The sequence below is a fragment of the Burkholderia sp. AU27893 genome (assembly GCF_002223205.1).
Taxonomy (GTDB): Bacteria; Pseudomonadota; Gammaproteobacteria; order Burkholderiales; family Burkholderiaceae; genus Burkholderia.
The window spans coordinates 1,046,561-1,058,277 of sequence record NZ_NKFD01000005.1 but is presented as its reverse complement, the minus strand read 5'-3'; the positions used below and the strand labels follow the sequence as shown (position 1 = coordinate 1,058,277).

General features: G+C 67.6%; 9 protein-coding genes. 7 read left to right on the top strand and 2 right to left on the bottom strand.

Translation table 11 applies throughout. The features are described from left to right. The first annotated feature begins 25 nt into the window (after positions 1 to 25). From CFB47_RS36965 to CFB47_RS36955, 3 genes are all read left to right on the top strand, one after another. Complete coding sequence (locus tag CFB47_RS36965; protein WP_089464210.1) at positions 26 to 1,693, top strand: amidohydrolase; 1,668 nt, start codon at positions 26 to 28, stop codon at positions 1,691 to 1,693. Then, positions 1,690 to 2,727, top strand: coding sequence for a GTP-binding protein (locus tag CFB47_RS36960; RefSeq protein WP_089464209.1), 1,038 nt, complete (start codon positions 1,690 to 1,692; stop codon positions 2,725 to 2,727). The genes CFB47_RS36965 and CFB47_RS36960 overlap by 4 nt, the downstream gene beginning before the upstream one ends. Before the next feature lie 131 nt (positions 2,728 to 2,858). Further along, positions 2,859 to 3,929: a lysozyme inhibitor LprI family protein gene (locus tag CFB47_RS36955; protein WP_256946842.1), complete on the top strand. Its 1,071-nt coding sequence runs from the start codon at positions 2,859 to 2,861 to the stop codon at positions 3,927 to 3,929. Positions 3,930 to 3,966: 37 nt separating this feature from the next. Here the strand turns inward: CFB47_RS36955 and CFB47_RS36950 are convergent, their stop codons facing one another. Further along, positions 3,967 to 5,052 carry a LacI family DNA-binding transcriptional regulator gene (locus tag CFB47_RS36950; protein WP_089464208.1) on the bottom strand — a complete coding sequence of 362 codons (1,086 nt, stop codon included), beginning with the start codon at positions 5,050 to 5,052 and terminating at the stop codon, positions 3,967 to 3,969. Positions 5,053 to 5,293: 241 nt separating this feature from the next. Between CFB47_RS36950 and rbsK the strand changes: the two genes are divergently transcribed. From rbsK to CFB47_RS36935, 3 genes are read left to right on the top strand one after another with little or no spacing between them, the layout of a single operon-like run. After that, entirely contained in the window at positions 5,294 to 6,220 is a 927-nt protein-coding gene (gene rbsK / locus CFB47_RS36945) for a ribokinase (RefSeq protein WP_089464207.1), read from the top strand. A gap of 60 nt (positions 6,221 to 6,280) precedes the next feature. Beyond that, positions 6,281 to 7,600 carry an MFS transporter gene (locus CFB47_RS36940; protein WP_089459631.1) on the top strand — a complete coding sequence of 440 codons (1,320 nt, stop codon included), beginning with the start codon at positions 6,281 to 6,283 and terminating at the stop codon, positions 7,598 to 7,600. 44 nt (positions 7,601 to 7,644) lie between these two features. After that, positions 7,645 to 8,589 carry a dihydrodipicolinate synthase family protein gene (locus CFB47_RS36935; RefSeq protein WP_089464206.1) on the top strand — a complete coding sequence of 315 codons (945 nt, stop codon included), beginning with the start codon at positions 7,645 to 7,647 and terminating at the stop codon, positions 8,587 to 8,589. A 184-nt stretch (positions 8,590 to 8,773) separates the two neighbouring features. On the opposite strand, the gene fliD is transcribed toward CFB47_RS36935, so the two are convergent. Beyond that, the gene (gene fliD / locus CFB47_RS36930; protein WP_089464205.1) at positions 8,774 to 10,276 is read right to left on the bottom strand and encodes a flagellar filament capping protein FliD; all 1,503 of its coding nucleotides are present in this window, start codon (positions 10,274 to 10,276) and stop codon (positions 8,774 to 8,776) included. A 1,020-nt stretch (positions 10,277 to 11,296) separates the two neighbouring features. Here fliD and CFB47_RS36925 point away from each other — a divergent pair. Next, on the top strand, positions 11,297 to 11,710 hold the full coding sequence (locus tag CFB47_RS36925) for a DoxX family protein (protein ID WP_089444519.1): 414 nt from the start codon (positions 11,297 to 11,299) through the stop codon (positions 11,708 to 11,710). Positions 11,711 to 11,717: the final 7 nt, after the last annotated feature.

The following is an 11,717-nucleotide window of genomic DNA, read 5'->3' as shown; positions in this document are numbered from 1 at the left end:
TCCGCCGCAAGGAGAGCAGTGACACATGCCAGCATCCGCAACCCCGGCCGCAGCCGTGACGGTGTTCACCGCGCGCCGCATCCTGACGATGAATCCGGCGCAGCCGTCGGCCACGCACGTCGCCGTGCGTGACGGCCGCATCCTCGCGGTCGGTGACGCCGCCGACGCGGCCACGTGGCACGCGCGGTTCGGCGCGTGCACGACCGACGACACGCTGCGCGACAAGGTGCTGATGCCGGGGCTCGTCGAAGGGCATTGCCACCTGATGGAAGGCGCGATGTGGGACGCCGTGTACGTCGGCTACTACGACCGGCGCGGCCCCGACGGCACGCTGTGGCCGGGGCTGCGCTCGCTCGACGCGGTGCTCGCACGGCTCGCGGAAGCCGAGCGCGCGATGACCGACGACGGGCCGCTGCTCGCGTGGGGCTTCGATCCGATCTTCTTCGGCACCGCGCGGCTGACCGCGCACGAACTCGACCGCGTATCGGCGCAGCGGCCGATCGCGATCCTGCATGCGAGCGTGCACCTGATGAACGTGAACGGCGCGATGCTCGCGCGCGCGGGCATCGACGAGGACACCGACATCGACGGCGTGACGCGCGATGCCGACGGCCGTCCGACCGGCGAGCTGCAGGAGTTCGCGGCGATGCTGCCGGTGTATCAGACGATCGGCGGCAAGCTCGCGATTTCCGCCAGCGAGAAGCCGCACGCCGTCTGGAATTTCGGGCGCGTCGCGCAGCTTGCGGGCGTGACGACGGCCACCGATCTCGTCAACGACCTGTCGGCCGACGGCAACCGCACGTTGCGCGAGGTCACCGCCGATCCCGATTATCCGGTGCGGATCGTGCCGGCGTTCGCGCCGCAGCGCAATCCGGCGCGCTCGGCCGACAGCGTGATGGCGGAGATCGAGCGCAATACCGACAAGCTGCATTTCGGGCCGGTGAAGTTCATCGTCGACGGCTCGATCCAGGGCTTCACCGCGCGCGTGCGTTGGCCCGGTTACGCGGGCGGCCAGCCGAACGGGTTGTGGCTGATTCCGCCCGCCCAGCTCGTCGACGTGTTCGAGCCGTTTCATCGCGCGGGGCTGCAACTGCACGTGCATACCAACGGCGACGAAGCGACCGACGTCGTGCTCGACGCGATGGCGACGCTGCTCGCGCGCCATCCGCGTCCCGATCATCGTCATACGCTGCAGCATTGCCAGATGGCCGATGCCGCGCAGTTGAAGCGCGTACGCGCGCTCGGGATGTGCGTGAACTTCTTCGCGAATCATCTGTACTACTGGGGAGACGCGCATTACGGCCAGACCATCGGCCCCGATCGCGCGAACCGGATGGATGCGGCCGGCTCCGCGCAGCGGCTCGGCATTCCGTTCGCCTTGCATTCGGATGCGCCGATCACGCCGCTCAATCCGCTGTTCACCGCATGGTGCGCGGTGCAGCGCGAGACGGCGTCCGGGCGCGTGCTCGGTGAAGGCGAGCGGATTTCAGTCGACGACGCGCTGCATGCGATCACGCTCGGCGCGGCCTATACGTTGCGGATGGACCATCTCGTCGGCAGCATCGAGATCGGCAAGTTCGCGGATTTCGCGGTGCTCGACGATGATCCCTCGGTCTGTGCGCCCGCACGCTTGAAGGCGCTCGCCGTGTGGGGCACCGTGCTCGGCGGGCGCGTGTTCCGGTCGCCGCGATGAGTGCGCCAGGCGACGCCGTCGTGCCCGTTGCGGCTGCGCCCGCGCCGATCGACCTCGCGGTGATCGGCGGCTATCTCGGCGCGGGCAAGACGACGGTCGTCAACGCGATCCTGCAGGCGCCGCATGGCCGGTGCGTCGTGGTGCTCGTCAACGATTTCGGCGCGGTGAACATCGATGCGCGCCTCGTTCGGGCGCGCGGCGACGACGTGATCGAACTCGACAACGGCTGCATCTGCTGCACGATCGGCGGCGCGCTCGTCGATGCGCTGACGCGCGTCGCGACGCGCGACGCGCGGCCCGACCTGCTGCTCGTCGAAGCGAGCGGCGTGGCCGATCCCGCGAAGATCGCGCAGATCGGGCTGCTGAACGGTGCGTTCCGGCTGACGTCGGTGCTCGTCGTCGCCGATGCGCTCGCGTGGCGCGACACGCTCGCCGATCCGCTCGTCGGCGCGATGGCGCAGCGCCAGCTCGACGGTGCGGGCGCGATCGCCGTGACCAAGCTCGACTGCGTTGCGCCGGAACGGCGCGACGCGGTACTCGACGACGTGCGCGCATGTGCGCCGACCGACATCGTCGTCGCCGCGCGCCATGGCGAGATTCCGCTCGCGCTGCTGTTCGACGCGGCCGTGCCCGATCGTGGCGCGATGCCGGCGGGTTTCGCGCGTTCGCACCGGGCGATCCGACATGACGCGATGCCGGCGTTCGCGAGCGTTACCGTTGCCGCGCCGGACGTGCTCGAAAAGGCGCGGCTGCGTGCGTGGCTGAAGGCGTTGCCGCGCACGATCCTGCGCGCGAAGGGCATCGTGCGCGTGGTCGATGCGCAGGGCACGGTCGCCACGCGCGTGTGCCAGGTCGCCGCGCGGCGCATCCGGTTCTCGTCGATGGAAGACGAAGGGCCGGCCGCGCACGAAGAAGATGGCGTGATGGTGTTCATCGGGTTCATCGATGCCGCAGTGGAAGCCGCATTGCGCGCCGGCATCGTGCAATGCGGCGCGGCCACGGGAACGGTTGCGCTGACATCGACCATCGATTGATCGGCGCCGCGCATTCGGGTTAGGCTTCGGCGAGCAACGGCATGCGCCGCATGCCGGGCCGGACGTTTTTACCTCGAATGCCGCGTGCAGGTAGCTTCTACAGGCGCGCGATCCTGCGACGAGCCAAGCCGATGACCCTCCACAATCAAAAGAATGCGCGCGGGCAAGCCGCGATTTCCGCCCGTGCCGTGCGGCACACGCACCTGCGATCCGTCGCGGCCGCCGCGTTGCTGACCCTGCTGCCGCTTGCCGCGCATGCCGCCGGCTTCGACTGCGCGAGGGCCGCTTCGTCCACCGAGAAGGCAATCTGCGCGGATGCCGCGCTGTCGAAGCTCGACGGCGACCTGGCGACGGCGTGGAAGCAGGCGCTCGCAAAAGGCGGCGATACGGCCGCGCTGAAAGCCGCGCAGCTGAAGTGGCTCAAGCAGCGCGACCGGTGCGGCGGCGACGCGCAGTGCCTCGGCGATCGCTACCGCGAACGGCTCGCGAGCTTGAACGGCAAGCCGCTGGCCGCCGACCGCTGGCAGCAGACGTGGTACATGACGAGCGACAACCCGTCGTTCGGCGGCGTGCTGACGTTCACCGGCACGGCGCCGCGCCTGCATTTCGAGCTGAGCGGCAACAACGGCGCGAATACGGGCGGGCTCGACGGCGACATCGTGCTGCACGGCGACAGCGGCACCTATCGCAACGACAAATGCCGGCTCGATTTCGAACGGAAGGGCGGGCGCATCGGCGTCACGCAACACGGCGCGGATGTCGATTGCGGTGCGGGCTCGGGTGTTGTCTATGGCGGCCAGTATGTGACCGCTTCGCAGTTCCAGGCCAAACCGGCGGCCGACCTGCTGAGCCTCAAGGTCGTCGACGACGCGACGCAGAACGCGGCCGCGCACAAGCTGCTCGGCGCCGACTACCAGACGCTCGTCGACAACGTCAATTACAGCGCCGACGAGAGGGATCTCGACGGGCTGAGCGCGCATGTGGCGTCGTACTGGGTGCGCGGCATCGCGACGACGAATGCCGCGATCGTGATGCGCCGTGGTAACGACCTGTGGATCGGCCTGCTCGTGTTCGACGCGAAGAACAACGTCCGGATGCGCTATTACACGAACGTGCCGGCGTGGAAGAAAAACGTGCCGAAGACCATCCAGGCGTGGCATGACAATCTCGACAAGACGCTGCCGGTCGACGTGATGCAGTGACGGGCGGGACGGGCAGCCGAAGCTGCCCGGCGCGTATTTATTTTTTACGTCCTGCCCGAACCTGCGCCGGCGGCGCAGCCGATTCCCGCGTGCGCAACTCCGGCAGCACCGCGTGCCCCGGCCCCGGTGCGCCGTTCTCGAGCGCGTCGAGCAACGCCTGCGCGGCCTGGCGCCCGATCGCATGGGTGTCGACCCACATCGTCGTCAGCGGCGGCTGGATCTCGCGCGCGAGCGCGATGTCGTCGAAGCCGGTGATCGACAATTGCGCGGGCACGTCGATGCCGAGCGCCTGCGCCTCGAGCAACGCGCCCAGCGCGAGCGCGTCGTTGCCGCAGATCACGGCGGTCGGGCGGGTGGCCGCGTCGCTGTCGGCGATCGCGCGCAGGCTCGCCCGCCCGAACGCGATCGTGGCCGCGCCTTCGTGCTGATGGACGGGCCGCACCGCGAGCCCGCGCGCGGCCAGCGTGTCGTGAATGCCGCGCAGGCGCGCCTGCACACGGTCGTTGTCGGCGGACGGCTGCATGATGATCGCGAAATCGCGGTGGCCGAGGTCGAGCAGGTGGGTGGTGAGCTGCGCGAACGCCGCGCGGTTGTCGAAACCGATGCAGCAGTGCGGGCTGTCGTCGCGATACGCATAAGTGACGACGTACGGCACGCGGTGCATCGCAAGCAGTTCGAACAATTCCGGCGGATACGCTTCGCCGACGAGCGACACGGCTTCCACGCCGCGCGACAGCATCGCGCGCACCTGGTCCAGCGCCTGCGCGGGATCGTAGTTCGAGCAGCCGAGGAACAGCGTGATGCCATGCTCGGCCATGACCGTCTGCATGCCCGCGACCTGCGAGGCGAACACCTGGTCGTCGAGCGTCGGAATGATCGCGCCCGTGATGTGGGTGCGCGTGGACGCGAGCGCGCGGCCCGCCGCATTCGGAATCCAGTTCAGCGCGCGCGCCGCGTCGCGCACGCGCTGCTGCACGTCGGCCGACACCTTGCCGGGATCGTTGTACACGCGCGAAACGGTCGCGGTCGACACGCCGGCCAGCTTCGCGACATCGCCGAGCACCGAGCGGCCGCTGCCGCGGCGCGCGCGGGGCGCGCCGGCGCGGGACGGAGGCGAGCTCATCGGCCGGCTCCCGGCGTGGCGGCGGTGCCGGCGCGGTGCGTTGTCGAATGCGTCATTGTTTACCCTCGGTTCGTGGTGGCGCCGCTTGCATTCTCGCTCGACCCTGTGAGAATGTAAGCGCTATCTTGACGTGCTTCCGTATTATGTCAGACGCATATTCTATCCATATCGTGAAATTTTCATCGACGACGGCCATTCCGGCCTTTTTGTCCGTCGCAAATGTAAGCGGTTACATTCGGAAATGAGAGACACCCCTTCCCCGCGCATCGCCGTCGTCGGCAGCGTCAACATCGACCTCGTCACACGTGCGCCGCGCCTGCCGGTGCCGGGCGAGACGCTGCTCGGCACCGATTTCCAGACCGTCCATGGCGGCAAGGGCGCGAACCAGGCGGTCGCGGCTGCGCGCCTGGGCGCGTCGGTCGCGATGATCGGCTGCGTCGGCGACGACGCGTTCGGCGCGCGCCTGCACGACGCGCTGTCGGCAGAGGGCATCGACGTGACGCACCTCGACCGGATCGCCGGCACCGCGACCGGGGTGGCCACGATCACGGTCGACGAAGGCGGCGCGAACAGCATCGTCGTCGTGCCCGGCGCGAATGCGCGCCTCGATGCCGGCCGGATCGATGCGGCGAGCGAAACGATCGCCGGGGCGGCGATGCTCGTGAGCCAGCTCGAAGTGCCGGTCGCCACCGTGGCGCGCGCCATTGCCTGCGCGTCGGCACACCGCACGCCGGTGCTGCTCAATCCCGCGCCCGCGCAGCGGCTGTTCGACGCGCTGCTCGCACGGGTCGACTACCTCGTCGTCAACGAAACCGAAGCCGAGTCGCTGACCGGCATCGCCGTCGGCGACGATGCGTCCGCCGTGCGCGCCGCCGATGCGCTGCGCGCGAAGGGCGTGGGCAACGTGCTGGTCACGCTCGGCGCGCGCGGCGTGTGCTGGCGCGGCGGTGCAGGCAACGGCCGCCTGCGGGCGATGTCGGTGGTCGCCGTCGATACGACCGCGGCCGGCGACACCTTCGTCGGCGGGTTCGCGGCCGCTCGCGCGGGCGGCGCGGCGATGGACGACGCGATCGGCTTCGGCCAGCGCGCCGCCGCGATCAGCGTGACGCGCCACGGCGCGCAGACCTCGATTCCGACGCGCGACGAAGTGGCATGCCTGGAACCTTGAATTCCGCATCAGACGGACAGGCCGGAACCGGCCGATATCACTGACATGGAGACAACCGCAATGAACGAAACCCCGACCGTTCCGCCCGCCCCGCCGCGTATCCGGCGCGGGCAACGCATCGCGCTCGCGCTGTTGATGGTGAGCGGCATCGTCAACTACCTCGATCGCGGCACGCTGGCCGTTGCAAGCTCGGCGATCCGCGCTGATCTCGGGCTGTCGCTCGCGCAGATGGGGCTGCTGCTGTCGGCCTTCTCGTGGAGCTACGCGCTGTGCCAGTTCCCGGTCGGCGGGCTGGTCGACCGCATCGGGCCGCGCCGGCTGCTCGGGATCGGCCTGATCGTGTGGTCGATCGCGCAAGCGGCGGGCGGCATCGTATCGACCTTCGGCTGGTTCATCGTCGCGCGCATCGTGCTCGGTATCGGCGAGGCGCCGCAGTTCCCGTCGGCCGCGCGGGTGGTGAGCAACTGGTTCCCGCTGCGCGCACGCGGCACGCCGACCGGCATCTTCAACGCCGCGTCGCCGCTCGGCACCGCGCTCGCGCCGTTGCTGCTGTCGATTCTCGTCGCGTCGTTCGACTGGCGCTGGGCGTTCATTGCGACGGGCGCAGCCGGTCTCGTCGTCGCCGTCGTCTGGTTCGCGCTGTATCGCGATCCGGTGCGCGCGCAACTGACCGCCACCGAGCGCAACTACCTCGACGCCGACGCGCAAAGCACGGTCGCGGCGCCGAAACTGACGTTCGCCGAATGGCGCGGCCTGTTCTCGCACGGCACGACCTGGGGGATGCTGATCGGCTATTTCGGTTCCGTGTACCTGAACTGGGTGTACCTGACCTGGCTGCCGGGCTATCTGACGATGGAGCGGCACATGAGCCTGATCCGCACCGGCTTTGCCGCGTCGGTGCCGTTCCTGTGCGGGTTCGTCGGCTCGCTGCTGGCCGGCTGGTTGTCGGACCTGGTCACGCGCCGCAGCCGTTCGCCGGTCGTGAGCCGGCGCAATGCGGTGGTGGTCGCGATGCTCGGGATGGTCGCGTTCACGATTCCCGCCGCGCTCGTGCAGAGCAACACGGTGGCGCTCGCCTGCATTTCGGTCGTGATCTTTCTCGCCAACGCGGCGTCGGCCTGTTCGTGGGCGCTCGCGACGGCGGCCGCGCCGCCGAGCCGCATCGCGTCGCTCGGCGCGATCCAGAATTTCGGCGGTTTCATCGGCGGCGCGCTCGCGCCGATCCTGACGGGCATCATCGCGCAGAAGTGGTCGTTCGTGCCGGCGCTGCTGGCGGCGGCGGCGATCGCGTTCGCGGGCGCGATGGCGTACCTGCTGCTGGTGCGCAAGCCGATTCCCGAGCAGGCCGCGAACGCCGCGCCCGGGCCGTTGCCGGCCTGAGCACGCGACATGCGCCACGCTTTCACTGAAGCAAGGAGAAACAGATGCAACACCCGCAGCAATCGAACGTGACCATCGAGGGCATCGTCCCGGTGATGCTGACGCCGTTCGACGACGCCGGCGCGATCGACTACGCCGGGCTCGAGCGGCTCATCGAGTGGTACCTGGCGCACGGCGCCGATGCGTTGTTCGCGGTCGCGCAGTCGAGCGAGATGCAGTTCCTGAGCCTGGCCGAACGCGCGGCACTCGCGCGCTTCGTGGTCGAGCGGGTGGCCGGGCGCGTGCCGGTCGTCGCGTCCGGGCACATCAGCGACGATCTCGACGCGCAGGCCGAGGAGCTGTGCGCGGCGGCCGAATCGGGCGCGCAGGGCGTCGTGCTCGTGACCAACCGGCTCGATCCGCAGCGCAAGGGCAGCGCGGCGCTGCTCGACCACCTGCACCGGCTGCTCGCGCGCTTGCCGTCGGATCTGCCGCTCGGGCTGTACGAGTGCCCGGCGCCTTACCGGCGGCTGCTGTCGGATGACGAACTGCGTGCGTGCATCGACACGGGCCGCTTCGTGATGCTCAAGGATGTGAGCTGCGACCTGGAGACGGTGAAGCGGCGCGTCGCGCTTGCCGAGGGCTCGCCGCTGAAGATCCTCAACGCGAACGCCGCGATTGCGTGGGACGCGATGAAGGCGGGGTCCGCCGGCTTCAACGGCGTGTTCACCAACTTCCATCCGGACCTGTACCGATGGTTGCGCACGCAAGGGGCGTCGAATCCGGCGCTGGCCGACGAGCTGTCGACGTTCCTCGTCGTGTCGGCGGTGTCGGAGGCGCTGGGGTACCCGGCGCTCGCGAAGCTCTATCACCAGCGAATCGGCACCTTCGCGTCGATCCGTTGCCGCGTGATCGACTACGACGTGCGTGAGCGGTTCTGGGCGCTCGATGCGGTGCTCGACAAGATCGTGGCCGGGACCGAGCATTTCCGGCGGAGGATCGCCGCGTAATCGTGCGCGCGCGGGCGGCCGAGGTTGACGGTGCGAGATGGGGAACCGAGCCCGGCGCATGCTCGCGCACTGCCGGGCGTGCGTGAGTGAGGCTTCCACGCGGGACACCGTGCGCGGCGGCGCGAGCCGGTCGATCCATTGACCGGCGGCCGCCGCCACGATCGTCGATCGGCCCGGATGCGCGTCACTTGTTCGCCAGCGTGCCGCTGCTGTTGGCGCCACCGAACAGCCGCGTCAGGTACTGCGTGTTCGAGTTCATCTTGGCCATCAGCGCGTTGAGTGCCGTGAACTGCGCCTGGTACTGCTTGGTCAGTTGCGCGGCGTAGTCGGCCAGATTCGTCTGTTGCTGCGTGACGCGCTTCAGGTCGGCGCCCAGCGCGTTCGTGCGCAGGTCGATCATCCCGCCCGGCTTCGTGAAGGTCGCGATCTGGTCGGTCAGTTGCTTGCCGACCCCGTTCGTCGCGTTGAACAGGTGCGCGACCCCCGACGGGTTGTTGTTCAGCGCACTGTCGAGCTTCGCGCTGTCGGCCCTCAGCGTGCCGTCCTTCTCGAGTGAGACGCCGATTGCCGCCAGGTTCGTGTGCCCGTCGCCGTTCTTGTTGGGAACGCCGCGCGCGATGGTCGACGCGAGCGCGTTGCGGATCGTGTGCAGCGTCGAATCGCCGATCAGCGCGCCCTGCGCGCTCGCGCCTGGCGTGTAGCTCGACAGCGCGCCCATCGTCTTGACGACGGCGTTGTACTGGTTCACGAAATTCGTGATCGTGGCTGCCTGCGACTTCGTGTCGGGGCTGACCGTCAGCGTCTGCGTATCGGTTGCGCTGACCGCGGCCGCCGACAAGTTCAGCGTGACGCCGTTCAGCACGCCCGACACCGTGTTGCTCGCGCTGGTCGACGCGATGCCGCTGACCGTGAACTTCGCATCCTGCGCGACGGCGCTTTGCCGCCAAGCGGCCGCGCCGTTCGCCGAGTCGATCTTCGACGGGCCGCCCGTCGTATCGGCCGTCGACGTGACGCCGAGGTTCGACAGGCCGTTGTCGTTGGCCACGTTGCCGACCGCGACGCTGATCGTGCTCGCCGAGCCCGTTTTCGACGACGCGAGCACGAGGTGTGCGCCGTCGGTGCCGTTGATGACCGTCGCGCTGATTCCCGGGTTTTTCGCTGCGGAGTTGATCGCGGCCGCGATGCCTGACAGCGTGTTGTTCGTGCCGTTGACGTCGACTTTGAACGACTGGTTGCCGAACGACAGCGTTAGGGTGCCGGTGCCGAGCGCCTTCTTCCCGTCGACGCCCGACGAAGCCAGCGACTGCGCGGTCGCGATCTGCGTGACGCCGATCGTGTAGGTGCCGGCAACCGCGCCTGCACTCGGCGTCGCGGTCAGGCCCTTGCCGCTCGCGACCGCGGTGAACGTCGACTGCAGCGCGCCATTCGCCAGCGTGGCGAGGCTCGCTTCGAGCGCGCCCAACGCGGACGACAGCGCGCCGAATGCGGAAATCTGCGTGGTGCCGGTCTGCTGCGACGCGGCGAGCGCCGCGGCCCGGCCGGCCGTCTTCGCGTTCACCATCGTCGTGACGAGCAAGCCGACATCCATCGACCCATTGCCGGTCGAGCCGTTGATGATCGATTGCGCCGCCTGTTGCAACAGGCTGTTCGGGTTCGCGCTGCTGTTCACGGACATGTTCGTTGCCATGGGGGTCTCTGGTTGAAAAGCGTTCCCGTGACGAGCGGCTGTCGACGGCCTGCGTCGATGCGCGTGCGGGCCGCGCCCGGAGTGACGCGTTCCGGGCGTCAGGGGAATGTCGGGAAAACGTAAGGACGTGCGCTATCGTATATTTAAATCTGTATTAATTAGTAATTTTTTGTAATGATTGTTGGGAAAATTGTGGGCGGAAATGCGGTGGTGGAGTGGGTTAAAGGTTTGCGATTTTTTGCCGTTAACGGCGTATCGTTTTTATTGTATTTATTAAGGGTTTTTTGCTGCAATTTAGAACTTGCGGGGAGCGTGAATGTTTGATTGGCCTTTTTCGCTTGCTCGGCTAAACACCGGATCGATCGATAGTGCGAGGAAGGTGTGCTTCCCGGCCGCTATCGGGCTGGAATCCCTGTCCACAGGACGGCATCCTCCGCGGACGACATCCACCTGCTTGCCCGAGAAACGTTTTCGTTTGCCAATACGCATTTCCAGGCCAGACGTCTTTGCCCCGAAGGGGGCTTCGCAGATTGGAAAGAAAGTCGAGTTTGAAAATTCATTCACTGATGGCAGGTTTTTGCACATAAAGTTTCGTCGACTCGCGATCGAGATACTCCGATGCGGCCGGTTATCACTAGTTGGCGCTTCAATGTCGACTGGATACGGATGCCGGAGCTGAATGGGCAGTTTTCATGTCCTTGAAACGTAAGGGCAGATTCATTTGATCGGATTCATGGCTGCTGCCTCGCGGCCTTGTTACGCCCGATTGTCCACTTGATGGTGATAGCGAATCTTGTTTTGACGGATTGATGATTCGTTGGGAGACAGTAGACTGCATCCGTGCTTCGCCAGAACCGATCCGGAGCGCGCCGGGAGCGGCGTGACCAGGCGGATTCTTCGGCGGCGGGCCAGCCGGCTTGCTGTCCGATCGTGCGAGGAGTGGTTCGTTGCCGACCTGGCGCGCCGATTGGCGCGTATCGGCACCGGACGCATCAAACCGTCAATTCAAGGGTGATTGTCATGCGTTACGTTTCGCTGGAATCGAAGAAGGACGAGCTGCTGCTGGCGGCTCGCGTGCTGTTGATGATCCTGTTCGTGCTGTTCGGCTGGCAGAAGCTGAGCGGCTTCTCGGGTACAGTCGCGTACATGGCGTCGACGGGGAACCCGGCGCCCGAGCTGGCGGCCGCGATCGCGGTGGCGGTCGAGCTGGCCGGTGGCCTGCTGATCGCGGTCGGCTTCTATACGCGTCCGCTCGCACTGGTGTTCGCCGCCTATACGCTCGCGACCGCGTTGATCGGCCATCGCTACTGGGCGCTGCAGGGGATGGAGCAATACATGGCGATGATCAATTTCTACAAGAACGTGAGCATCATCGGCGGGCTGCTGTTGCTCGCACTGACCGGGCCGGGGCGGTATTCGCTCGACCGGAAGTAACGCGGGG

Bases quoted from the DNA above. Each gene is read 5' to 3' on its own strand.
- CFB47_RS36960 (WP_089464209.1), top strand. From the start codon at position 1,690: ATGAGTGCGCCAGGCGACGCCGTCGTGCCCGTTGCGGCTGCGCCCGCG.
- CFB47_RS36925 (WP_089444519.1), top strand. From the start codon at position 11,297: ATGCGTTACGTTTCGCTGGAATCGAAGAAGGACGAGCTGCTGCTGGCG.
- CFB47_RS36955 (WP_256946842.1), top strand. From the start codon at position 2,859: ATGACCCTCCACAATCAAAAGAATGCGCGCGGGCAAGCCGCGATTTCC.
- CFB47_RS36935 (WP_089464206.1), top strand. From the start codon at position 7,645: ATGCAACACCCGCAGCAATCGAACGTGACCATCGAGGGCATCGTCCCG.
- CFB47_RS36940 (WP_089459631.1), top strand. From the start codon at position 6,281: ATGAACGAAACCCCGACCGTTCCGCCCGCCCCGCCGCGTATCCGGCGC.
- CFB47_RS36950 (WP_089464208.1), bottom strand. From the start codon at position 5,052: ATGAGCTCGCCTCCGTCCCGCGCCGGCGCGCCCCGCGCGCGCCGCGGC.
- fliD (WP_089464205.1), bottom strand. From the start codon at position 10,276: ATGGCAACGAACATGTCCGTGAACAGCAGCGCGAACCCGAACAGCCTG.
- rbsK (WP_089464207.1), top strand. From the start codon at position 5,294: ATGAGAGACACCCCTTCCCCGCGCATCGCCGTCGTCGGCAGCGTCAAC.
- CFB47_RS36965 (WP_089464210.1), top strand. From the start codon at position 26: ATGCCAGCATCCGCAACCCCGGCCGCAGCCGTGACGGTGTTCACCGCG.